This is a genomic window from Leptolyngbya sp. FACHB-711, from assembly GCF_014695615.1.
Classification (GTDB): Bacteria; Cyanobacteriota; Cyanobacteriia; order Elainellales; family Elainellaceae; genus Leptolyngbya_A.
Window position 1 is genome coordinate 1 of the sequence record NZ_JACJOR010000544.1, and the last position, 25,625, is coordinate 25,625.

General features: G+C 49.8%; 13 protein-coding genes. 4 read left to right on the plus strand and 9 right to left on the minus strand.

The features are described 5' to 3' along the window. Positions 1 to 229: 229 nt before the first annotated feature. Together H6F80_RS27130 and H6F80_RS27135 are read left to right on the plus strand one after the other, a co-directional pair. Complete coding sequence (locus tag H6F80_RS27130) at positions 230 to 2,431, plus strand: esterase-like activity of phytase family protein (protein ID WP_190794634.1); 2,202 nt, start codon at positions 230 to 232, stop codon at positions 2,429 to 2,431. An 829-nt stretch (positions 2,432 to 3,260) separates the two neighbouring features. Continuing rightward, positions 3,261 to 7,163, plus strand: a complete 3,903-nt coding sequence (locus H6F80_RS27135; protein WP_242067594.1) for a glycerophosphodiester phosphodiesterase family protein — start codon at positions 3,261 to 3,263, stop codon at positions 7,161 to 7,163. Between the two features lie 219 nt (positions 7,164 to 7,382). Here H6F80_RS27135 and H6F80_RS27140 read toward each other — a convergent pair whose 3' ends face one another. From H6F80_RS27140 to H6F80_RS27155, 4 genes are all read right to left on the minus strand, one after another. Beyond that, positions 7,383 to 7,709 carry a hypothetical protein gene (locus H6F80_RS27140; protein ID WP_190794635.1) on the minus strand — a complete coding sequence of 109 codons (327 nt, stop codon included), beginning with the start codon at positions 7,707 to 7,709 and terminating at the stop codon, positions 7,383 to 7,385. A 411-nt stretch (positions 7,710 to 8,120) separates the two neighbouring features. After that, a complete protein-coding gene (locus tag H6F80_RS27145) occupies positions 8,121 to 9,269 on the minus strand; it encodes an acyl-CoA dehydrogenase family protein (RefSeq protein WP_190794636.1) in 1,149 nt (382 codons plus the stop codon). Between the two features lie 75 nt (positions 9,270 to 9,344). Continuing rightward, positions 9,345 to 10,631 (minus strand): calcium-binding protein, encoded by a 1,287-nt coding sequence (locus H6F80_RS27150; RefSeq protein WP_190794637.1) that lies wholly within the window; start codon positions 10,629 to 10,631, stop codon positions 9,345 to 9,347. Positions 10,632 to 10,763: 132 nt separating this feature from the next. Beyond that, the gene (locus tag H6F80_RS27155) at positions 10,764 to 11,933 is read right to left on the minus strand and encodes a calcium-binding protein (RefSeq protein WP_190794638.1); all 1,170 of its coding nucleotides are present in this window, start codon (positions 11,931 to 11,933) and stop codon (positions 10,764 to 10,766) included. A 448-nt stretch (positions 11,934 to 12,381) separates the two neighbouring features. On the opposite strand from H6F80_RS27155, the gene H6F80_RS27160 reads away from it, so the two are divergent. Both H6F80_RS27160 and H6F80_RS31480 read left to right on the plus strand, forming a co-directional pair. Next, entirely contained in the window at positions 12,382 to 16,170 is a 3,789-nt protein-coding gene (locus H6F80_RS27160; RefSeq protein WP_190794639.1) for a helix-turn-helix domain-containing protein, read from the plus strand. Next, positions 16,161 to 16,373: a helix-turn-helix domain-containing protein gene (locus H6F80_RS31480; protein ID WP_518523666.1), complete on the plus strand. Its 213-nt coding sequence runs from the start codon at positions 16,161 to 16,163 to the stop codon at positions 16,371 to 16,373. Before H6F80_RS27160 ends, H6F80_RS31480 begins: the two co-directional genes overlap by 10 nt. Here H6F80_RS31480 and H6F80_RS27165 read toward each other — a convergent pair. The 5 genes from H6F80_RS27165 to H6F80_RS27185 form a co-directional block, all read right to left on the minus strand. Next, positions 16,342 to 20,265, minus strand: a complete 3,924-nt coding sequence (locus H6F80_RS27165; protein WP_206755119.1) for a PAS domain-containing protein — start codon at positions 20,263 to 20,265, stop codon at positions 16,342 to 16,344. The two genes, H6F80_RS31480 and H6F80_RS27165, sit on opposite strands and share 32 nt — an antisense overlap. Then, positions 20,262 to 23,639, minus strand: coding sequence for a GAF domain-containing protein (locus tag H6F80_RS27170; protein WP_190794641.1), 3,378 nt, complete (start codon positions 23,637 to 23,639; stop codon positions 20,262 to 20,264). The genes H6F80_RS27165 and H6F80_RS27170 overlap by 4 nt, the downstream gene beginning before the upstream one ends. Positions 23,640 to 23,698: 59 nt before the next feature. Further along, positions 23,699 to 23,881: a response regulator gene (locus tag H6F80_RS27175; RefSeq protein ID WP_190794642.1), complete on the minus strand. Its 183-nt coding sequence runs from the start codon at positions 23,879 to 23,881 to the stop codon at positions 23,699 to 23,701. A 329-nt stretch (positions 23,882 to 24,210) separates the two neighbouring features. Next, on the minus strand, positions 24,211 to 24,504 hold the full coding sequence (locus H6F80_RS27180) for a helix-turn-helix domain-containing protein (RefSeq protein WP_190794643.1): 294 nt from the start codon (positions 24,502 to 24,504) through the stop codon (positions 24,211 to 24,213). A 217-nt stretch (positions 24,505 to 24,721) separates the two neighbouring features. Next, positions 24,722 to 25,625: MFS transporter (locus H6F80_RS27185; RefSeq protein ID WP_190794644.1), on the minus strand; the 904-nt coding region annotated here is incomplete at its 5' end.

Genomic DNA, 25,625 nt, shown 5'->3' on the forward strand with positions numbered 1-25,625 from the left:
GATCTCCCTTTTGATAAACTGAAGAATTAATCTCTCCCCGAAGCTTATCCGCAATTTGAATGTAAAGGGGCAGCGCGTCGTCCATCATAGCTATTAGTTATACAACACCACATTGGCTCGCAGTAACACCTTAACCTCTCCATAAACCAGGAACAATCTGCATCGTTTTATACTCCCATCGACTGCGATTAACTGTTACATCATCATTTTGATGAGGAGTGCCGAGTTTATGGGGAAGTTCCCAGTTCATTTTCCTATTCCGACATGGTTTGCTTCTGTTTCTCTTTTTTCGACTGCTTTGCTGTTCGGTACTGTTGGCGCTGCTGATGCTCAGGTTCGGAGTTTTGCGCCCCTCAATCGCTATGTAGTGGGCGGTGCAGTAGCGGAAATCATTGATGCAAGCCCCGATGGAAATACGCTGGTTTTTACGAACTCAAGCGATCAGCAAATCGGCTTTGTCGATATTACCGATCCTGCAAATCCACAGTCGCTTGGAACGGTTGAGGTCGCTGGAGAACCAACTTCGGTTGCAATTACACCTGATGGGAAATATGCGATCGCTACCGTTCTTTTCCTCATCGATGAAGATGCTGGACAAACAATTGCTGACCAGCAGCCTGGCACTCTTGTTTTCATTGACCTGGCAACTCGCAAGGTCACCGGGCAGGTACAGCTTTTGGGCATTGGTCCTGACAGTGCTGACATTTCCCCAGACGGCAGCAAAGTGATTGTAGCGATTGAGGATGAAGAAGATACCGATAACCTTCCCGGCTCTCGTCCTGGCTCAATCAACTTTGTCACCATCAATGAGGACAACCCCAGTGAATCAACGGTCACTGCTGTAGACATTGACCTGGCTGGCATCGAAGGGGTGAACTATGTTGAAGACCCGCAGCCGGAGTTTGTCAAATTTAGTCCTGATGGCAGCACTGCCGCTGTCACGATCCAGGAAAATAATGCGATCGCCCTGATCGATGTTGCCTCTGAGCAAATCATTCGCATCTTTTCGGCTGGCACCTCTAGCCAGTTCGCTGACCGGACTGAAGATGGCGAAATTAGCCTGACCGAAGAATTCAAAGGGCGCAGAGAGCCGGATGCAATTGCCTTCACACCTGACGGTCAACACCTGGTCACGGTTAACGAAGGCGACACCGACTTAGAAAGCTTTGGCGACAATATCGGGTCAGGTGGACGCAGTTGGACAATTTTTGACCTGGAGGGCAACGTTGTTTATGACAGCGGCAGCAGCGTTGAAGAACTGGCAATTACCCGAGGGCAATACCCGGACGATCGCTCTGAGGATCGTGGCATTGAAATGGAAGGCGGCACCGTTGCCGAATTTGGCGAACAGCCGATCGCCTTTGTTGCTTCCGAGCGGGGCAGCTTTGTTGTCGCCTATGACATCAGCAATGTTGAGAAGCCTGAGTTAATTAGCTTTCTGCCAACCGGGCTGGCTCCCGAAGGAGTTCTGGCAATTCCAGAACGTAATCTGCTGCTGACCTCTAATGAAGAAGATGGCACAATTGACTTCTTTCAAGCCTCAACTGAGCCAGCAGACAGTGCCTACAGCCCAACTGCCCCTCAGATCACCAGCACGGGTGCTGATCTACCTTTCAGCGCGATTAGCGGTCTATATCAAGTACCCAACGATCTCAATGCCTTCTATGCTGTGCCCGATAGCGCAGTATCGCCTTCTCGAATTTATCGTATTGAGATGGAAGGCTCATCCGCTACTGTCGTCAGTGCCCTGCCCCTGACCAAAAAAGGGGAATCCGTTAGGTATGACCTGGAAGGTATTGCGTTGCAGCCCTCTGGTGACTTTTGGGTAGTCAGTGAAGGAGATGATCGCGAAGGGCAGGAAGCCCCCAACTTACTCAGCCATGTCAACAGCAGGGGTGAAGTACAGCAAGAAATTCCCCTACCCGAAGCAGCTTCAGGCGCAATTACCCGCTTTGGCTTTGAAGGAGTTGCAACCAACGCTGAAGGAACCAAAGTCTATGTGGCAATTCAGCGGGAGTTTGAGGGAGACCCAGAAAACACGGTTCGAATTGCCGAATACGATCTGGAAAATCAAACCTGGAACTACTATTTCTACCCATTAGATACTGATAACGTTGAGGATAGCTGGGTTGGGCTGAGCGAGATTGCTCGCGATACAGACGGCAGTTTTTTAATTGTCGAGCGAGACAATCAGGGCGGTGAAAATGGCGCAGCGAATGCTCGAATCAAGCGCATCTATCGGGTTTCTTTAGCGAATGCAGAACCCGGTGCAACGCTAGAAAAAACCCTGGTGCTGGATCTACTCTCGGATTATAGATGGATTGAAGAGAAGATCGAAAGCCTGGCTGTCACGAATCAGGGATATTGGTTTGCCAGCGATAACGATGGTGGCATCAACTACACTAGGCTGCTGTTTGTGCCAAGACAATAGTAAGTTTGGGTTGTCTTAATTAAAATTGCGTAACTCAGTGGAGCCACTATTTACTCTGCTGAGTTGCACGAGATTCTTAGTACAGAGGTAGGATGGCGAGTTGTGTCGCAAAAAACAAAACAGTCACAAAAAAACAGTCGCAAAAACAAAACAATAGTAAGTTATGCGAGCCTAAACTCCCTTTTCCTCTTTTCAGGGCCTACTTTTGCCTATTCAAATGGCACTTTTTGGCTACTTTCTGACTACTGCGGCAGCATCAATTCTTTCAGGATTACTGCACAACAAATACTAGGAACGCCTTAACAAAAGAAATTCATTTTTCCTTGATATTCTTCAATAACAGTAGAAAAACAAAGGAATTTTTACTTATAGAACCTCTATTTATACAGCTCCTATTTATACAACATCAAAATATTATTCAAAAGATAGCTTTCAATAAAACTTATTGCTAATTGAGGCTATGAATAAGAACGTGTTGGATCTGCATCACCCAATAGAATTGGATTTTTTACCCTGCTTAAAAACTATTAAAAAATTACGATGAAGTCGCGAAATTAACCTCAAGACATTTACCTATTAAAGCTAAATTAACTTCATCTTAAACTAACAATGACAAAGTCTTTGAGGGTATAGATTTTGGCTTTGGCTATATTGCAACCTGCTTAGTGTTGTGCATTACATTGCATTGCTAGATAGGTTGCAGTGTGCTGAATTTTCGCATGTCTAGAAAACGAAATTTGCCCTAATTGAACCATCTATTCTGATGAAGAATTTTCCGAATTTTTACTCATTCACATCATCTTGAACATTTAAGGGGACTGGACAAGGAATGGCAAACTTTGACACAAACCAACCGATGCAAGGGAGTGCGTTGAATAGCGACACTCGTGCTGCTGAATTAAAAGGGTTTGCATCTCTGCCTGCTGACACCTTTGCTGAGGGGCCTCCTGCTGGAGCAAATAACGGTAATGGAGAACCCATTTCAGGGAATGGTCGTACTGGTCCCTTTGATGGTCAACCCGTACAAGGCTTCAGTGGCGTCCAGTTTGCTCCTGGTAGCGACGGATCGACTTTCTGGTTCCTCTCGGACAATGGTTTTGGCGCTAAAACGAACAGTGCTGACTATCTGCTACGTCTTTATCAGGTTGATCCGAGCTTTGTAGATTCTGAAGAAGGGGATGGTGCTGTTGAAATTCAAGGCTTTGTCCAACTGAGCGACCCGGACAACCTGATTCCGTTTGACATTGTTAATGAAAGCACGACCGAAAGACTGCTAACCGGTGCAGATTTTGACGTTGAGTCTTTTGTGATCGATGGTGAGGGTGACATCTGGATTGGAGATGAATTTGGTCCTTACGTGCTTCACTTCGATGCAACAGGCAAGCTCCTGGAAGCGCCCATTTCTACGCCTAATTTCAACACCCTCAACACTCTGAACGGACAAGACCCATTGGTCATTGGTCATCGGGGCGCGAGTGGGGAATTGCCAGAGCATACGCTAGAGGCATACCGCCTGGCGATCGCCCGTGGTGCTGACTTCATCGAACCCGATTTGGTATCAACTAAAGACGGTGTGTTGATCGCCCGTCATGAACCGACCCTGGGTGCGACTACCGATGTTGCCAGCCGTCCTGAATTTGCCGACCGCCGACGCAGCGGAGTGATTGATGGCGTTACGTACGAGAACGAATTCTTTGCCTCCGACTTTACCCTGGAGGAAATCAAGACCCTGCGCGCCATCATGCCCCAGGGCTACCGTACGGATGTTTACAATGGCGTGTTCCAGATCCCGACGCTAGAAGAAATCATCAGCCTGGTCAAACAGGTCGAAAAAGACACGGGTAAGAAGATTGGCATCTATCCCGAAACCAAGCACCCCACCTACCACGACGATCTAGGACTATCCCTGGAAGAACCCCTGCTGGCGACCCTGGAGAAGACCGACTTCACCGACCCCAGCCGTGTGTTTATCCAGTCCTTTGAAGTCTCCAACCTGAAGGAACTGAACACCAAGACCGACATTCCCCTGGTGCAGTTGCTCGATGCCTACGATGTGGCTTTGGATGGATCGCTCATTTATCAGGATGTCAATGCGCGTCCCTACGACTTTGCGGTCAGCGGTGATACCCGCACTTACGGGGATTTGCAAACTCCAGAAGGACTGGCAGAAATTGCAACCTACGCGGATGGCATTGGTCCCTGGAAGCGGATGATTGTTTCTGTCGAAGGCGTAGATGCCAATGGAGACGGTGCAGCGGATGATGTGAATGGTGATGGCACTGTCAACGATGCGGATAAAACGACAATTGCTCCCTCTAGCCTGATTCCTAATGCCCATGAAGCAGGTCTATTTGTCCATGCCTACACCTTCCGGAACGAGGATCGCTTCCTGGCCGCTGACTACCAGGGCAACCCCAACAAGGAGTACGAACAGTTCATTAACCTGGGGGTGGATGGTTACTTCACGGACTTCCCCGGCACAGGCGATCTGGTGCGCGATCAAATTACCAGCGACACTGTGCGCTCTCCCCAGAATCCAGAGGTGCTAGCAACTACTGAGTTTGACACGCTGACCGGCAAGGCTCCGATCGTGATTGGGCATAGAGGCGCTTCGGGTGAGCGACCAGAACATACCCTAGAGGCATATAAGCTAGCGATCGCTCAAGGCGCTGACTTCATCGAACCTGACCTGGTGGTAACCAAAGACGGTGTTTTAATTGCTCGTCACGAGCCAATGCTGGCAGTGGTAGCGCTCAACCCTGACGGCACCATTCAGCGTGATGCCAACGGCAACCCCGTGATCAGCAATACCGACACCAGCACCGACGTTTACCTGCGTCCTGAGTTTGCCGATCGCCTAACCGTAAAGAACCTGGATGGTCGCTCGGTCGGTGGCTGGTTTGCCGAAGACTTTACCCTGGCAGAAGTCAAACAGCTCAATGCCATTGAGCGGATTCCCCTGATCCGTGGCACTGAATTCAATAACGATGGGTTGAAGGTCCCTACGCTGGCTGAAGTGATTAACCTCGTACAGGAGGTTGAGGCGGAGACCGGGCGCAAAATCGGCATCTATCCCGAAACCAAGCACCCTACGTTCTTTCAGCAACAGGGCTACAATACCAGTCAAATCCTGGTGGAGACTCTGGTAGCAGAGGAGTTTACCGATCCCAGCCGCGTGTTTATCCAGTCCTTTGAGGTGAGCAACCTGAAGGAACTAAATGACACAATCATGCCCGCAGCAAACATTGATATTCCCCTGGTGCAGCTCTTTGGGGGTTCGGGTCAACCCTATGACTTTGTTGTTAATGGCGACACCCGCACCTACACCGATCTCTCTACTCCAGGTGGATTGGCTGAAATCGCTGAATATGCTGAAGGGATTGGTCCCAACAAGCAGCGCATTGTGCCCCTATCGACCGTCGATGCGGATGGCAACGGTCAGCCCGATGACCTGAATGGCGATGACACCATTAGTGATGGCGATCGCGTCACGGGAACTCCCACCACTTTGATTCAAGACGCCCATGATGCCGGGTTGCTGGTTCACCTTTATACCCTGCGGGATGAAAGCTTCTTCCTGCCCGACAGTTATGAAGGCAATCCGCTCAACGAATACAAGCAGTTCATTGAATTAGGGGTAGACGGTTTCTTCACTGACTTCCCTGGCACTGGGTTTACGGCTCGGAGCACCTTCATCGAAGAACCGGCAGTTTCTAATCTAGCTAGCTCTCGCGGTTTTGAAGGCATGGCGTTCAGCCCCGATCGCACAACCCTGTATCCAATGCTGGAAGGCATGGTGGTTGGGGACCCTGCTAACTCCCTGCGGATTTATGAATTTGATGTCGCTAGCAGTTCCTTTACCGGATTGGCTGGTCTCTATCGATTGGAGTCGGCTGGTCATGCGATCGGAGACTTCACTCCCATCAATGACAACGAGTTCCTCATCATTGAGCGGGATAACAACCAGGGTGAAGCGGCTGAGTTCAAGAAGATCTTCAAAGTTGACTTATCTCAGCTCAATAGCGAAGGCTTCGTTGAGAAAGAAGAAGTGGTTGATCTGCTGAACCTCAGCGATCCAAACGATCTCAATGGCGACGGTAGCACCACCTTTGACTTTCCCTTCCAAACCATCGAAGACGTACTGGTACTCGATAAAGACACAATCCTGGTTGCAAACGACAACAACTATCCCTTCTCTGTCGGTCGAGGGCCGGATATCGACAATAACGAAATCATTCAGATTCAGCTAGACAAGCCCCTGAACCTGGACCCTCGCTTGGGTGTTGCTGGGTTATCTGAAAGACCCGTTGCAGAACTCGTCGATTTGACCGGATTTGATAATGAGGTTGGTGTGAATGTCACTATCACTCGTGAAGCAAGCTTTAACAACGTGTTGAAGTTCTACGAAACCGATGCTCGAGGGGCTGTCGGCGGTCTTCTACCGGGTGAAACGGGTTATGAAGCAGCCGTTGCTGCTAATCTGCTTGATGCCGAGCTGTTTGTGAACAATCATGCCTCTGCTGAAGTTAGTCTGCCCCTGAAAGGCGGTGGGTTCTATGCCCCAGCATTGCTCATCAACGGTAGTTCGACCAGTCTGGCAACGATCGAAGATGCCACCCTGGGTAATGTGCGGATTAAGCGGGAGGGTAACGTCTGGAGCTTTGAAGACCTGAATGACAACGACTTCAACGACTTGGTTGTCACTATCAACTCGGTTAAACCCCTTGCTTAAGCAGACCTAGTCAATCAACTCCCCCCTTCGCTCATTGAATGGGCTGAAAGGGGGAGCAATTCTGCCGGATAGGTGAGCTAATTGGACTAAGCTGGTCTATCGCTTACCTGATACCCGGACTGGTCTGTAATTTCTATCGTTGAACATCTTGAGATTAGTCATTCTACCTGACTACCACTACATTAATTCTGGCTAAATAATTCAGAACCTGATTAAAACCTATTTCTTTTTATCCTTCTTTTTATCCTTCTTGTCTTTCTTCTTACCCTTTCCATCCGGGTGATGGTCAAGGTGTAATTTTTCAACTACAGCTTGTGCTGTGCCAGCGGTGTTTTTTGCTGCATCCGCGATAAACTGTCTCGCTTCTCCACTGGCATCTTCAGCAACATGAGCAGTGGTGTGAGTAGCAGTATCAACTGTCTCTGTGAGAACAGAAGGAACGCTCGTAATTGCATTTCCTACCGACTCGACAGCAGCGGCAATACCCTTTGATTTCTTGCCGTCTTTTTTCTTGTTTTTTTTCTTATCTTTTTTCTTGTTTCCCATTATGTTATTCCCTACGTTAAAACACAGCTAAAACTTTCCGAATCTGCTGCTCAAAGTTATCTAGTTGCTGGGTAAGAGCGGATAGAGCAAGCGAATGTCCCTTCAACAAATGGGTTGCAGCAGGAAGTTTTAACTCAAACTTAAAGGCGACCCTATCCACTCTTAACCCTTATTCTGACTCAGTTCGTTATGTTGATTCAACATTTGTAAAAACTGATACAGAATTTAACCCTGTTTCACGTGGGATGATTCCTCCGAATGCACCTGCCCTCATTTATCGCTTGCACCTGCCCCCATTTATCGCTTTCGCCTTATACCGATTCTCCCAAGCTAGACTCCTGCCATCGCTCCTCTCTCAACACGCGCGCTCTGTTCTACCATCTGTAGCCTAGCTTTGGAGAATTAGTATTACTAGGTATGATCAGCCGTCCAATTGAGAACGAGTTGTCCTGCCAATCGACGCTGATCGCCTTCTCGTAGAGGATGATAGCGAGCCGCTTGAGCATCACGGAACAGTTGCTCCAGCCCCAGCGAACGATAAAAAGCAGTGCCCCCCGCTGCTTCCATTGCCAGATCGACCACATTCAAGACACCACGTGCAGCTAGCGTGCGACCCATCATGATCTGATTCGTGGTCTCAAGTCCGGGCTGGCTGGTTTCTGCGATCGTCATCATGTGCTGGAGTGCTAGCTGTGCTGCCATCAGCTCATTCTCCATGCCACCCACCAGATAGGCAGTATGGCTGTTTTCTGGGCGTTCCTGAATTAACTGCACTGTCAAGTTTCGTGCTGCTTCTGCCACGCCCACATAGACCGAGTAAATCAATGGAAATGCCAGCATACAAATGATGTGAAACAGAGGATGCCACTTTCCTTGAGGACGTTTCAGCGCAATTCCTGAATCTGGGATAAACACATCCGAGAGTACAATGTTATGAGAACCTGTGCCCTGCATTCCCATTGCCTGCCAAACCGGATCAATTCTGACTCCCTCAGCCCGAACTGGAACGGCAAAATGTAGCACACTCGCCCCGACTTCCGGGTCATGATAGACAGCACTGGTCATTAGCAAATCGCCTGCGGGTGCGCCACTGGCAAAGACTTTGCAACCATTGATGCGAAAGCCACCTTCGACACGAATTGCCGTACCAGAGCCATCTAGCCAGTCAGAGCCACCGCTGCTGAGGAGGATGATTTGTTCGGTTGCCACTCGTCGCAGCAGTCCCTCAACAGGCGCGTTTTGATGTTGACGTCGCCAAACAGGAACCATCACTTGATGGGTGTGCATGGCAAAAGCGAGAGCAGTTGAACTGCAATGATGGGCAAGTTCACGCAGCACTTCACCCATTTCGAGGTAGCTGGCTCCGCCTCCACCCAGCTCAATGGGAACACCTGCTGAGACAAGACCCTGTTGCCTTAAATCGGCAAAGTTTTCAGCCACAAAGCGATCGGGTTCAGTGGTATTGGTGCGGCGTTGGGCAAATTGAGATCCTAACTGTTTCGCCTGTTCGACCCAAGATCGAGTCGGTTGATGAGTTGTAGGAGTATGTAATTCCAACATCATTGTTCTCCTTAAATGGATAGAAATGGATTTGAGTACAAGTAAGCGCAACCGAATGAAAAAACTTTGCTGGATTTATACAAAAAGAGTTAGGTCTGTTTGCACCGAGAAGCCAGCAGGCTTATTCTCCAGAATTGCAAACTGAACGGGCGCAACATTATCAAACGGTGAAGCATCAAAGGACAAAGCCCCTGTCGTACCGTTGTATTTGAACTGACCGAGCGAGGTTGCTTCAAACGAGGCAGCGGCGATCCAAATTTTGTCGCCCTGAGTGCGATCGAAGTCTTTGATGGTGTCAAGTCCCTCCGATGCTGAAAAGAAACTAAATGTATCTGCGCCCGTTTCCCCAACCAGGAGATCGCTGCCTAACCCGCCCATGAACCGATCGTTGCCATCACCGCCATAAAGGATATCGTAGCTATCGCCGCCATAGAGGTCATCAGTTCCTTCTTGACCATAGACATAATCGGTGCCTGCACCGCCAAACAGATAATCGCTATCTGCACCGCCAAAGAGTGAGTCGTTCCCGTTGCCACCCGTGAGCGAATCGTTGCCGTTGCCGCCGTCCAAGTAGTCGCTGCCGTCATTACCGTAGAGTTTGTCGCTGCCGTCGTTGCCATAGAGCGAATCGTCGCCCAAGCCACCTTCGAGGCGATCGTCACCTAAGCCACCTTCGAGGCGATCTTTACCATCTTCGCCGTAAAGGGTATCGTTTTCATGACCGCCATAGAGGGCATCATCGTCATAGCCGCCGTAGAGGGTGTTTGTGCCTGCATTTCCATAGAGAATATCGCTGCCCCTGCCGCCAACCATCTGATCGTCACCCCCGCTTCCATAGAGGCGATCGTTGCCATCTGCACCGTCGAGAAAGTCGTTGTCATCTCCGCCGTCGAGCAGATCGCTGCCTGCGCCGCCCGAAAGCGAATCGACACCCGCACCACCGAGGAGTTTATCGTTACCATTCCAGCCATCGAGGGTATCGTTGCCAGTGCCCGCATCGATCGTATCGTTGCCATCGCCGCCATAGAGCGAATCGCTGCCTGCGCCACCATAGAGCTTATCGTCGCCTATGCCGCCCACACTGGAGTCATCGCCATCGCCACCATAGAGGTAATCGTTGCCATCGCCGCCATACAGGGTATCGTTGCCAACGCCACTAGAGAGGTAGTCGTTGCCGTATTCGCCGTAGAGAACATCATCGCCCTCATCTCCAAAGAGGTCATCGTCGTTATCCCCACCGTAGATATAATCATTTCCTCCTTTGCCTACGAGATTGTCGTAGCCACCGTAGCCATAAATTGTATCGGCATCGCTCGTACCATACAAACTGTCGTTGTATCGTGTCCCTTTAATTGTGGACATTGAACCTTACTCCTAATTTCTGAATTTCTGTGTTTTTCTAGAGAACGATCGCCCTGATTTGAGGTGATATAGACGATCGTTCTCAGTGCACTCTAGGAATGCGATTTCTTCTAGCAGGCAATTCGTATGCGGTTAGCCGACTACAAAGAAGTCTCTGTTCGTCATCGCTAAGCCAGTCGATATCTTGGCAATCTGAATCTGAGATGTTCCCCCGATGCCATCAGCGTCGAAGTACACTGCTCCAGTACCTTTGTTGTAGATAAAGCGATCGCTACCATCTTGAGCACTCGACCCAATCCGAAATTGATCGGTTGTGATAACTCCTGCTGCTAATCCAGCCCCAAAGCCAGTTCGCTCAATACAGAAACTGTCATCCACAACGCTGAAATCCTTGATCGTGTCAATACCCTGGTGTGGAGCAGTGATGAGAAAGCCATCTTGCCCTGAGCCACCCGTTATAATGTCATTTCCCCCGAGACCCGCTAAATAGTCATTTCCGCCACCGCCAGAGATGGAGTTGTTGGCAACGTTACCGTGGATACTATTATCTAAGCCGTTACCTGTCCCGTTAATGGCACTGAAGCCATCCAGGGCTAAGATCTCGACCTCTGCTGTCAGGGTATAGCTGACGGTGGAGCGCACACCATCATATCCCCCCGAAACAGCCTCAAAAATAGCGGTGGTTGCATTCTCGACATAGTAGACGTCGTTGCCGCTCCCCCCAGTCAATTGGTTGTTACCAGAACCCCCATTCAGGTGATCGTCTCCGTTGTCACCCCGAAGAACATCATTGCCATCACCACCTCGAAGAACGTCATTGCCATCGCCACCCGAGAGGAGGTTGTCGGCGGCGTTACCGTAGAGTTCATTATCCAAACTGTTGCCTGTGCCGTTGGCGGCATTGCCCTCCAAAACTAGTTTTTCGACATATCCGCCCGATGACAAGTTATAGCTGATGCTAGCGCGTACAACATCAACCCCCTGATTAAGCTCCTCAATAACGGTGTCATCTGCACGATTGACATAGTAAAGGTCGTCGCCAGCACCACCTTCCATGATCTCGCTACCGTCACCCAACATCGTGTCGTTACCGTTGCCACCATAGATAGCCTGAGAAAAGAAACCGCTATCAGAGCCAGCATGAATCCAATCGTTACCCTCGCCGCCGTCGATTATATCGTTACCACCAAAACCCCAAATTATGTCATCTCCTCCTAGTCCCCTAATGACATCGTTCTCAGCTTCACCATTGATATCGCCGTAGAGCGTGTCATTGTTTTCACTTCCAGGGATATTAGCCATTTTGATTTTTCCTAAGATGATTGTGGTTTGACTTGAAAAACAATCGAAAAGACATTAAGTGAAGCGATCGCTAAAATAAACAACTTTGTGCATAACGCGAACACAAAACACTTAATGAGATAAGAACAGTACAAAAGTAGAAGTTACATTCATCAATGAATAAAGGATTGATTGAATGTGTCGTCGCCTTTGATATTTAGACTTTAGTTCTTTGCCAATTCAAAGCCCTTCACCCGATCGCATGAGGGATATGAAGGGTATGAACCTCTATCTATGTAGCTTTTGCTAATGAACCATTTCGATATCGAACAATGGATGAATCGTCAATAGATAGAAGTTCATATATTGCGTGACCAGAATGTTATAGAAAGATTGCTAAAAGTAAAGCAACTTGGTGAAATTTGCTAGATTTCTAGGCAAGGCAAGTCACCGCTAGGTATGCCAGCTCATGGACGTAGAGAAAGGACTTGAAGTCGCAAATACCGTTGTTTTGGCAAAAACTAGGCGACGGCTGAGTCCGGTTGAAGTTGCGATTTTAAGCGGCTCCTGGCAGGGGCAAACCTACGAAGAGATTGCCAGTAGCACCAATTATGCTGCCAGTTACTTGAAGCGGTATGCGGGACCAAAACTCTGGCAATTACTTTCCGATGTGCTTGGTGAAGCAGTCAGCAAGACCAACTTTCGGGCTTCGTTGGAGCATCTTTACCAGCGAGAAAGTGAAGAGGTTCAAGCAGAAGCCAGCGAGCCGAAAAATAAGGCATCTGAACAACGCAACAGTGAACACAGAGCAGACACCGCTTCTCCCTGTGTTGATTGGGGCGAAGCCGTGGATGTTTTCACCTTCTATGGTCGTCAACCGGAACTAGAGCTTTTACACCAATGGATTAAAGGCAAATTCCCTTTTGGGAAGCAAAGCCCTTCTGGAGTACCGCAGGCTTCACGCTGCCGTTTGATTTGTTTGTTGGGTATGGGAGGCATTGGCAAAACCTCTCTATCGATTAAACTGGCTCAGCAAATTGCTATCAGTCGAACTGAGGAAGGCGATCGATCATCTACAAAACCCGATTCCCTTTTTGAATTTGTGATCTGGCGATCGCTGCGTGATGCTCCACCTCTAGACGATCTACTCGAAGACCTGATTCCGCTGCTCTCTCGCCAACAAGACATTGACCTGCCGAAAGGCACTTCCGCAAAAATCACCCGATTGATTCAATACCTGAAGCAGGATCGCTGCCTGCTGGTGTTAGACAATGTGGAGTCCATTCTTCAGAGTGGACAGGTTGTGGGTAGTTATCGCTCCGGCTATGAAGCGTATGGAGAGTTGTTTCAGCGTGTGGGTGCAACGGAACACCAAAGTTGTTTGCTGTTGACCAGTCGAGAAAAGCCCTCAGAAATCGCAACTCTGGAAGGCGATGCGCTGCCAGTCCGATCGCTGCAACTAACTGGACTAACGACAACAGACAGTAACAGCATCCTAGAAGCCAAAGGGTTAATGGGAAGTGATGCCGATCGCAACCAGCTGATCGAACATTACCGGGGTAATCCTCTGGCGTTGAAGATTGTCGCCACATCTATTCGTGAACTGTTTGATGGCGATATTGCAGAATTTTTAGAACAAGGGACGATCGTTTTTAACGGGCTGCGTCGTTTGCTGGATGAGCAAATTGAACGTCTGTCAGGGTTGGAACAGCAAGTGATGAATTGGTTAGCGATCAATCGAGAAGGAACAACGATTGATCAGCTTCACGCCGATATTATCCCTACGGTGTCTAAGGCGCGATTGTTGGAGGTATTGGAACGATTAGGGCGACGATGCCTGATAGAAACTATTGCACAAACGCGAATTGAACGGAAAAGTGTACAAAACGGTGATGCAAAGCAGAACAGTAAAGCCGAACGCATTCCCTCCAGTTTTACCCAACAGCCAGTGGTGATGGAATATGTCATAGAACACATCATTGAAACTGCTGTTGCCGAACTCAAGGGGACACAGTCCTTCAACCTGCTGAGTCACTATGCTCTCATCAAAGCCAGCGCCAGTGATTATATTCGCGAGAGCCAAATTCGGTTGATTCTGGAACCGATCGCAACTCAGTTATGCAGTGCATTTGGTTCTACCGCTGCCCTCAGCCAACACTTGCAGCAGCAGTTGCGACAATTAAAAAACACTCCTGAAACTTATCCAGGGTATGCAGCAGCCAACCTGCTGAGTTTGCTCAATTACCTCCAAATTGATCTGAACGGATGGGATTTTTCTCATCTACCTATTTGGCAGGCGTATCTTCCGGATACCCCACTGCATCAGGTTAATTTCACCGAGTGTGATTTTACGGGATCTGTGTTTGCTCAAACCCTCAGCAGTTTAGTCAATGTTGCCTTCAGTCCCGATGGTTGTTTGATGCTAAGCTGCGATTCGGACGGTAGAATTCACCTCTGGGATACGGCTTCCGGGCAGCCCAAGCTGAGTTGGCAGGCGCACAACGAATTTGTCTGGGGGTTTTCGTTTAGTCCTGATGGTCAAACGATCGCCAGCGGCAGTCCTCACGACTCTCTGATCAAGCTCTGGGATGTACAGACAGGACAACTCTTGCGCGAACCATTTCAAATCGCCAAGACGAGCTGGGCAGTACGATTCAGTCCCGATGGCAAATGGCTGGCGATCGGTGAAGAAGAGGGATTTTTGGAACTGTGGGATGTCGAGACGGGAATTCGTCTGGCATTTCTGGAAGGACATTCTGACATTGTTCACTCGGTTGCCTTCAGCCCCGATGGTAAAAGGTTAGTGAGTGGAAGTGGTGATTGTGCTGTGCGGCTCTGGGATCTTTCAACTTTCAGCGAAATGCGTCAATTTGAAGGACACCGTCACACTGTGTTGTCAGTCTCCTTTAGCCCAAATGGTCAGTATGTTGCCAGTGCCAGTTGGGATAAAACCGTGAGACTATGGCATTTGGCAACCGGAGAACCCATCTGCTTTGAGGGACATACAGACCTCGTTTGGACAGTGTCCTTTAGTCCGGATGGTTTGCTGCTGGCGACTGCTGGACAAGATCAGACAATTCGCCTGTGGGATCTGCAAACTGAGCAACCGATCCGGACATTGCTGGGACATCGGGCCTGTGTGTCTGCGATCGCCTTTCATCCTGATGGCAAAACCCTGTTAAGTGGTAGCGCCGATAGTATGCAGAAAGTTTGGGACGTTACCACTGGGCAGGCGTTGAAAACCTGGCAGGGACACCTCAGCCGCGTCTGGTCTGTTGCGTTTAGTCCCGACGGGCAACACATTATCAGCGGCAGTGCCACAGATCTACTGGTTAGGCTCTGGAACCCTCTGGAGGATACCTGCCTGAAAACCTTTAACGAGCATACCCACTGGGTGTGGGATGTGACCTTTAGCCGCGATGGCAAAACCTTTGTCAGCGGCAGTTCCGATGGCACAGTTAAGCTCTGGGATGTCCAAACCCAACAGTGCATCAACACGCTGCATTGCCACGCTAATTGCATCTTTGGTACCGCAATCAGCCCAGATGGATCTATCCTGGCGAGTGCCAGTAATGATGCTACGGTTAAACTCTGGGATCTGCATAGCGGAACTCATCTGCACACGCTGGTTGGACATGACTTTCCGGTGTGGCACGTCACCTTTAGCCCCGACGGACGCTGGCTAGCCAGTATCGCTAAGAATGGAATTGTGCGGCTGTGGCAGGTGGAAGCAGGCACCTGTATGCAGGTTTTCGATCAGCACGATTTATTGGGGTTTGAAGTAGAGTTTTGTGCCGATGGGCAAACGCTGCTCGGCATTGGCAGTGACAACAGCATTAAGCAGTGGGACATTGCCACAGGTGAATGTCTGCAAGTCCTGAGAGGGCATACAGCACTGGTGCGATCGCTTGCCCTCCGTCCCCCGACCTCCAATCGCCCGCAAATCCTTGCTAGCGGTAGCGCTGACAATACGATTCGCCTCTGGGATGTTGATTCTGGAAAATGCTTAAACGTCTTAGAAGGTCATACAGGCATCATCTTTTCAGTTGCGTTTGGGTGTGATGCGACCGGACGATTGCTGCTTGCCAGCGGCAGTTTTGATGAAACAATTCGCCTCTGGGATGTGGAATCTGGTGAATGTTTGCGAGTCTTGAAGAGCGATCGACTTTATGAAGGCATGAACATCCGGAGAGCGACAGGCTTAAGTGACGGGCAAAAAGCCGTGTTGAAACAGTTAGGAGCTGTTGAATGGATGTAGACAAGGTGCTTGAAGTTGCAAATAGCCTAGTTTTTGCCAAAACAAGGCGGCGGTTCAGTTCGGTTGAAGCTGCGATTTTAAGTGGCTTCTGGCAAGGGGAAACCTACAAAGAAATTGCTAATGCTGTCAGCCTACGTAAGTGCCAGCGTCGTGACTCAACCGGGTCTCGGTTCAGCGATTGCTCTGCCTTGCCAATAAGTTGACAATTGCTTTTCCTAATTCCTCCGGTTCCACGGGCTTCGCAATGTGCTGCTGAAACCCAGCCTGATGTGCCTGCTGTTCATTGATTTCCCCGGCGTAAGCAGTCAGGGCAACAGCTAAAACATTTCCCCCTTTTTCGGGTGGTTGCATGCGAATTCGCTGTATCAGGGCATAGCCATCGATGTCAGGCATTCCAATGTCGCTAATGAGAACGTCGGGTACGGTGCGATCGAGCGCAGCCAGTACTGCTTGAGCCGAACTCACGACCTCAACTTCCGCACCATAGCCCGTGAGAATGGTGGCTAAGAGCTCTCGCATATCAGCTTCGTCATCCACTGCTAGAATTCGGAGATTTGCCAGAAGCGATCGCTCTGTCCAATCTGAGTCGCCATTTTGCTGCGAGTTGACCGCCTTGCCTGAGTGTGCAAGTAACGGCAATCGAACAGTAAACGTGGTTCCCAAATTTGCGCCTGCACTTTCGACTTCAACTGTGCCGCCATGCAGTTCGGTCAGGTAGCGCACGATCGCCAGCCCCAACCCCAACCCCCCAAATTTACGAGTTGTGGTACTGTCTTCCTGACGGAAGTAGTCAAACACATGGGGCAGAAATGCAGCAGCAATGCCTTTTCCTGTATCTTTTACTTGAATGATCGCTTCATTCTCAAGCCGTTTTAGCGTCGCGTTGACCTGTCCACCAGTGGGGGTAAATTTGACCGCATTCGAAATCAAATTCCAGACAATCTGTTGTAGACGGCTCGAATCTCCACTCACACAGACGGTTATTTCTGGTAATTGCTTTTGAATGGCGATTCCTTTTGCTTCTGCCGCCAATCGAACGGTTTCTAATGCCGAGTCAATCACCATTGCAAGATTAACGGGCTGCATATCAAGCAACAGCTTTCCCCGCAGAATTCGAGAAACATCTAGCAGGTCTTCAATCAGTTGAGTTTGCAGTTTGGCATTTCGTTCGATGGTTTCCAGTGCCCGATCGCGGGCTTCAGGGGCAAACTCACGCGATCGCAAAAGCCTTGTCCAGCCCAAAATGGGGTTGAGGGGCGATCGCAGCTCATGGGACAGGATGGCGAGAAATTCGTCTTTCAGCCGATTTGCCGTTTCCGCTTGTTCTCGTGCTGCTTGTTCGCGGGCTAATAGCTGTTCACGTTCTTGCTCTGCCTGCCTGCGATCGCTGATATCGCTTACCAACGCCACAAATCCCGTGACTTGCTGCTCGTCAAACTGGGGAATATAGCTGGCACTGATGTAGCGGGTTGCGCCGTCTTGATAGGAAATCTCACTTTCAAACGTCACCGCTTGACCCGATAGAGCTTGCTCAACATAAGGACGGATTGCGGTATACGCTGCTTCACCCAGCACGTTCCAAAGGTATTGACCCTGAATTTCAGCGGGCGATTGTCCCAACCAAGACTGATAGCGTTGGCTATTAAAGCGGTAGCGTTGATCCGCATCAACAAACGAAATCAATACCGGAACCGTGTTTGTAATGACGCGCAATTCTTCTTCACGCTGCCGAAGGAACGCTTCTGCCTGAACCCGATCGGTAATATCTGCTGATACTCCTCCTAGAAGCCTTTTACCAGAAGCATCTCGGAGCGGAAACTTAAATGCCATAAAGTGACGAACCTGCTCGCCAAAGGGCACGGTTTCAAGAAACTGGAGTGCCTGGTTTTGCGCGAACACTGCCGCATCATTTGCATGAATCTGCTCGATCGCCTGAGAGGGAAACCAATCTGTATCGCGACGTCCCACCAGTTCCGAGGCAGGATGTTCAAACAGTCGTTCGATCACCGCATTGACATAAACGTACTGTCCTGATTCATCTTTAATGTATGCAGCAACCGGGCTATTGTTCATAAAGCTCTGGAATAACTCCTCGCTTTCGCGCAATGCTGCTTCAGTCCGCTTACGCTCCATAAATTGCCCAATTTGTCTGCCGATCGCTGTCATGAGCTGAAGTAAGTCTTCGTCGGGTTCCTGAGTCCGATCGCTATAGCACTCAATCACTCCAAAAAAATCATCAGCCAGCAAAATTGGGAAGCCAAATCCAGCCTGTAATCCTGCGTCGGAAGCTGCTGCCAGTCTAGGAAAATTACTGTCCCGCGATAAATCAGGAATCCAGGCTGACTGGCGACTTTTCCAGATGCGACCCGGAAGTCCAAGCCCAAACTCAAACGCGGCACGCTGACAGGCTTCGATAAACGGATTCGCCCTGACCGCCAGTTCAGCTCCACTAAACCAGCTATGCATGCAGTGCAAACTAGCGTCAGCGTGATCAAGGCTCCAAATGATGCCCACCTGCCACCCTAATGCCTCGCAGATGGTTTGCAAGAGCGTTGGAACAACACCCGCTACGGTCGTTGCTTCCGCGAGAATTTGAGAAATGCTGTACTGAAGGGCTTTGCGCTGTTCTTCTTGTTTGCGATCGCCAATGTCTCGAAAGAATACTGCGATTCCGTTTGCCGCTGGAAAAACGGCAGCTTCCAACCAACGATTGGCTGCCGCAGAAAAGCCTTCAAAGTGGACTGTAACCCGTTCAGCCATCGCTCGCTGAAACTGCTGAGCAAAGATCGTTTTTTGTTGCACGACATCTGGAAAAACATCCTGCCAGCGTCTGCCTAACAATTCTTCCGGCAATTTTCCCAATAATCGGGCAGCTTCCTGATTGACATAGGTATAGTGCCAGTCCTGATCAAATGTGATAAACGCATCGGTAATACTTTCGAGAATCTCAGAAACTTTTTGATTCGCCTCTTGAAGAGATTCCTCAAACTGTTTGCGCTCTGTGATGTCAAGCGTCACTCCGACCAGACGAATAGGATTTCCACCCTCATCGCAGATCAATCCGCCCCGTGCGATCAGCCAGTGCAGGCTACCATCCGGGTGAAAACAGCGTTCTTCCACTTCGTAATCGGTCCGTTCTTCGATCGATCGCCGAATTGCAGCTTGAACGTGATCGCGATCGTCTGGATGCAGCGCAGCGAATAAGATTTCATGGGTAAATTCAGCGTCGGGCGGTAGCCCAAAGTTGGCTTTGCACTGGTCAGAACAGATGAGCGTATTGGTCATTAAATCATGCTGCCAGGAGCCGAGCTTGGCGGTGCGAAGGGCAATCTTCAAGTGCTGTTCCCGCTCCTGAAGGGCGGCTTCGATGCGTTTTTGCTCAGTAATATCGACCGCAAATCCACCCAGGAGCTTCTCTCCGGATGGATGCTTCATCGGGAACTTGCTCACTAAAAAACTCTTGACGCTGCCATCAGAACCAGGAGCATACTCCACGGTTTGCAGAACTTCTCCTGTCTCAAAAACGTATTGATCATTCTGTAAAAATTGTTGAGCAGTTTCCGGCGGAAAAAGGTCAGCGACGTATTTCCCAACCGCATCCTGGTCGCAAGAAAAAGTTTCTAAGTAAAACGGACTGAGATAGAGCAGTTGCCCGGATTCGCTGGTAATCCAAGCCGAAGCAGGACAGTGGTTCATGAATGCCTGAAACCGCAATTCACTTTCCCGCAGTGCTTCTTCCCTATGTTTGCGTTCTGTAATATCGATCGTTAAAACCGTAATTCCGCTCGGGGATGGATAAACCCGCAGCTCAAACCAGCCCTGCCGCTTGGGGCAACAGTACTCAACCTGAACCGGGGTTTGGTGAGTCATCGCCTGCTGAAGCTGTCCTTGCATCTCAGGAACAGTCCACTGAGGACAAACTTCCCAAATCGTTTTGCCCAGTACCTCCTGCTTGGGCAGGTCGAACCACTCCGCCTGTTTACGATTGAGGTAAGTCAATCGCCACTCGCGATCGAGCGCAGCCATGCCATCCCCGAAGCATTCTAAAAAGTCCTGTTCATTTGTTGACAGACTCGTTGCCCCTGTCGTGCTCATGGCTGTTCTTGCCTCCGGTTTACCAATGCTGCGGGTTCTTTGGAATTGCACAGTGTGCGAATTGCCCTGACAAACTCTTCTGGCTCAATCGGCTTTGTCATGTACTGTTGAAAACCTGCACGAATTGCTTGTTGCTGGTCAATTTCTGCGGCATAAGCGGTGATTGCAATTGCTGGAATCATCTGTGCTGGCAGCATTTGTCTAATTTTCTTCAGCAGGGTATAGCCATCCATGTTTGGCATTCCGATATCGCTGACTAGCACATCGGGTTTGCTGTGGGCAAGGATTGCCAGTGCCTCGATCGCATCACCCGCAGCAGTAGGAATTGCGCCTGCTTCTTCCAGAATCGAAACCGCTAAAGCGCGGGAATCTGGTTCATCATCCACGACTAAAATCTGAACTCCCTGCAAAGGCTGACTGTCCAAAGCAAGGGGAGGTAAATGAGTTTCGGGCTTTGTCTTGCTGCTTGCTCTGCTCCTCAGCGGTAGTCTCACTGTGGAGGTTGTTCCTTGATCCTCTCCGGGGCTATTGATTGAAATGGTCCCGCCGTGTAATTCCACTAAATTTCGCACGATCGCCAGCCCCAGCCCCAAACCATTAAAGTTGCGCGTGGTAGACGAATCAGCTTGCCGGAAATACTCAAAGACGTGCGGTAAAAAGTCAGGACTGATTCCCTTGCCTGTATCCTGCACCTCGATCTGGGCATAACCGATCTGTTCTTCGTCTGTTGTTTGTGATTTGTCTTTTAGGGATAACGAACCGTCAGCAATAAATAATAATTTCACCTCAACTCGCCCCCCTCTGGGAGTAAATTTAATCGCATTAGTGAGCAGATTCCAAACCACTTGCTGAAGCCGAATTGCATCCCCTAAAACTTCTCCGATCGCCAGATCAAACTTTGTATCTAGCTGAATTGACTTTTCCTCTGCTGTCAGTCGAACAGTTTCCAGCGCAGACTGGATCATGGATTCGAGATCAACCGCAGCTATTTTTAAGCTGAGTTTGCCCTGCAAAATTCGTGAGACATCGAGCAGGTCTTCAATGAGTTGGATCTGAAGTTGGGCGTTGCGCTCGATCGTTTCCAGAGCATGAGCCGTTTTAGCCGCATCTAATTTACCGCTCCGCAGCAGCTTCGTCCAACCCATAATGGGATTAAGAGGCGTTCGCAGCTCATGGGACAAAATGGCAAGAAATTCATCCTTGACGCGATTTGCCGCCTCCGCTGTGCTTCTCGCCGTGCGCTCTGCCTCATAGAGATTCGCATTATCAATGGCGATCGCCACCCGATGGGCAATGTCTTCTGCCAGAACCAAATCTGCCTCCTGGTAACGGCGATCGGATTCTGCGGTAATAAAAGAAACTGCGCCTAAAATTTGTCCTCGTGCGATCAGGGGCATGATAATGCAAGACTTTAAACCGAGTTCGCGTAAAATCTGCAAATGTTCAGCATTCTGAGCCGCAGCCGCCAGTGCCGCATCAGGAATTTCAGCCGCCATCTCTAACTTGCCCGTTCGCAGCACCTTTGCCACTCCGTGGGGAACATCCATTTGGGTGGGAAACTGCTGATGAATTTGCCAGCCCAATTTCACTTTTGCTGGGTCACGGTGAGCCACCGCAACGCGCTGAACGGAGTTGTCTTGCAGTAAGTCGATCGCGCACCAATCGGCAAAAAACGGGGTGATCAGGTTCGCGACCTGCGGTAGGGTTTGCTGATAATCCAGAGAAGATGCCAGCACCGTGCTGACTTCTGAAAGAAATGCGGCTTTGCGCTGATCAGCTTCCGCTTCTAGACGCGCCGTTTGCTCTTGAACCTGCTGCCGGAGGAGTTGGGCGCGTTCGGCTTCCTGCTGTTTGCGATCGGTGATGTCATGCATGACGACGACTGCGCCCTGTTTCTTGCCCTGGCGATCGATAATGACCTGTCCACTCGCAAGGAGCGTTCGTGCGGTTCCCCCTTTGGGCGCGATTACCATTTCAGCATTGTGAATCGTTTCACCCTGCACTGCCCGAAACAGCGGAATCTCATTTCTGGGCAGCAGAGTTTTGCCATCGGGTCGATAGAGGTTGTAGCGTACTGCCCACTGGTCCGGCGGTAGGGGTTCTTCGGGCAATCCATGAAATTCTCGCGCTGCCTGATTGAACAGCGTCAAAACTCCCTCAGCATTACAGGCGACAATGCCTGCCTGCACCGTATCCAGCAGCACCCTGAGAACTTCCCGTTCTTTCTCTAGTGCCAGCTGTGCCTGCTGTCGCTCTGTAATTTCTCGCTGAAGCTGTTCGTTGGTCTGAGACAATTCGATCGTTCGCTGTTCGACCAGATGTTCTAAATCTTGCTGGGTTTCCTGTCGGACTGTCTCAATTTGCTGTCGCTCTAGTTCGCTGGTAATTCGGAGCGAAAAGATGGTCAGCAGCGATTCTGCCAGTTGAACATTGGCGATCGGTTTTCCATCCATCACGCTCAGCAAGCCGAGCGGAACTCCTGCTGCATCAAAGAATGGAACTGCAATGTAGCTCTCTATTCCCAGCGGTTCTAGAAGCGGTGCGTCAGGAAACAAGGTCTGAACACTGTGGGAATGGCAGCATAGTTTTCGCTGCTGAAGTACCTCCCAACAAGGGGTTCCTTCTAATAAATATTCAAAATTGTCGATCAGCTGCTCTTTGGCGCAGGCAGCGATCGTGCGAATGGTTTCCTGCTGCTTGCCGCTGACCAGTCCGATGTAGGCATAGTCAAAACCCAACGTTTTCGCCAGATGTTGCACCAGGGCTGAGAAAAAAGCATCCCCCACCACTGCAGAAACCCCCTGAGTCACCTCCAGCAGTGCCGCATCGATTTGAGCCACTTTACGAACTGCCAAATGAAGCTCCAGTTCATCCATCACCGTTGCTGCAAGGTCCAGCAGCATTGTCTCCTGCTTTTCCGTGAGCGGTTCGCGAGGCTTGGTATCAAGCAGACAAAGTGTTCCCAGATTAAAGCCATCATGGGTTATCAAGGGCGCACCCGCATAAAATCGCAAGCCCGGTTCACTCTGAACAAAAGGATTGCAAACAAGGCGATCGTCCTGGCGCGTATCGGGAATGACGAGAATCTGATTTGATAACAGTGCCAAACTGCAAATCGTGTCATCGCGCTGAACTTCCTGGAGCTTAAAGCCATAGGAGGACTTGAACCATCCCCGCGACTCGTCAATCAATGAAACCAGGGCGATCGGTACATCAAACACCTGTGCCGCAAGTGAGGTGATGCGATCAAAAGCAGCTTCGGGCGGCGTGTCTAGAATATTGTAGCGACGCAGTGCTTCCAATCGTTTTGCTTCATCCGGAGGTATCACCGATTGGGGGGTGGGGGTTGCAGGAGTGGTGAAGGGTTCAGTCATGGGAAGGTCAGCAGACAGAAATTGGACTATCAAGAAGAGGCATGGTTGTTTTACTTAGCTCAGGTCGGGCGATGAGGTTTCGGATCGACCAAGGCGATCGCTTCCACCCATGGCTCTGGCTCCCCAAGCTGGGTAATGTGTCGCTGCAAGTCAGCCGCAAAGGCTTGCTGTTGATCGATTTCTCCAGCATAGGCGGTCAACGCGATCGCTGGAACTGTTCCTCCCCGATTTGAAGGATGCAAGTCGATTTAAAGGACGCAAGTTGCTTCGCGAAGCCTCACGGCTACGAACTTGACGCGGCAACCTATCACCATCTAGGTCTGGCATTCCAACCTGACAAATCGCTTTTGGTTGAACCAACTGCAAGAAGAACCTTTCAGTGTTGAGGCGATCGCCTGACTAGTCATCGTTCTATCCTTACTAACATTCCTGCAAGGGCGTGCCTTAAAGCTCGGTCAAACCCTGTTTCTTTTGCCTGAAAGATAACACTTCTAGGGAAATTTAAAGCAGCTCTTGGGCACTCAACAATAGACGCTGCTCAGAAGTTTGCTACGCAAGAGAGTTCTTAAAGTTAAGCAGCAAAATATTTCTCTAAAAGCTGCTGACTCTGTTCCCGCACCTCCTGAATTGCAGATTGGTTGATGTCTTGAAGAACGGCGTAAATTTGTTTAAGGGCAAGCATGGAGGGCTGAACTCGTCCGTTCTCCCAGCGATTAATCGTGCCGTAGGCAACACCTAAAGCGACAGCAAGCTCTTCCTGAGTCCAAGCCGTGAGCTGGCGCAGTTCTCGAATTAACTGGCTAACCTGAGGCTGCTCTAACATTGAAGTTTTCGGCAGCAAAATGGTTTGAATGGGAGCTTTCATAATTAGAGAGCAGATATGGGGAGCATATAACAGATGTTACAGCCGAATTATCTCCCTACCAGGTCGTAGTCAGTCTCTACCCTACGATAGAAGAATTTTAAAATTATCGAGTTTGCATGTTGTAGAAAGAAAGGTGAATTGTCCATCTTGAAATTAGCGAATGACCCCGACTTGACCTCAATTCCCTACGATCGAGGATTGGGATGTTTTTTAGAAATTACACCTGTTTGAGCGGCTGTCGCTTTAGCCAGTAGACTGCTCCCAAAACCAGCAGCATCATGGGAACGCCACCCCAATTCACTGCACCCCAGCCCTGATGCTCAAATACACTGCCTGCCAGGAGCGTAACCGTTGCGACAAAGGCAAACATAAGAAAGTCGTGGGCTGCCTGGGTTTTTGCCTTTTCTTCAGGCTGATATGCCTGGGTCAGGAGTGTAGTTGAGCCGATGTACAGGAAATTCCAGCCGATGCCGAGGAGCGTGAGGGCGATCGAAAAACTCAGCAAATCGTTCTGGATTAAATTAATGGCAATGCAAAGCAGGCTCAAGACTGCTCCGGTCGCCATCATTTGCAGCACTCCAAATCGGGCAATCAGTGAGCCTGTGAAAAACGACGGCGCAAACATTCCCAGAACGTGCCACTGCATCACATTTGCCGCATCGTGAAACGGATGATTTGCTGCCACCATTGCCAGGGGAGTTGCGGTCATCACAAACGCCATCACGCCGTAGCCGAACATACTGCCCACTGCTGCCACCATAAACACAGGCTGACGCATAATTTTCCCGATCGGTCGTCCCTTTTGCTGTTCAAATCGTTCGGGACGGGGCAGTTTGACCCCTGTGAGCAGCACAAAAGCTGCAATTTGTAGAAGGATAAGGATTCCAACTGAGCCAGCAAAGGTTGCATTGGGAAGCCAATCTTTTGCCCAGTTTGCAAGCTGAGGTCCAGCCACAGCCGCGATAACGCCTCCCGCAATCACGTAGGAAATCGCCTGCGATCGGTTGGCTTCACTTGTCGCTTCGGCAGCCGCAAATCGGTAAAACCCAACAAAGCTGTTAAAGCTGCCAAACACGATCGTCGCAATGCAGTACAAGAAAAACTGACGAGAAACGATCGCA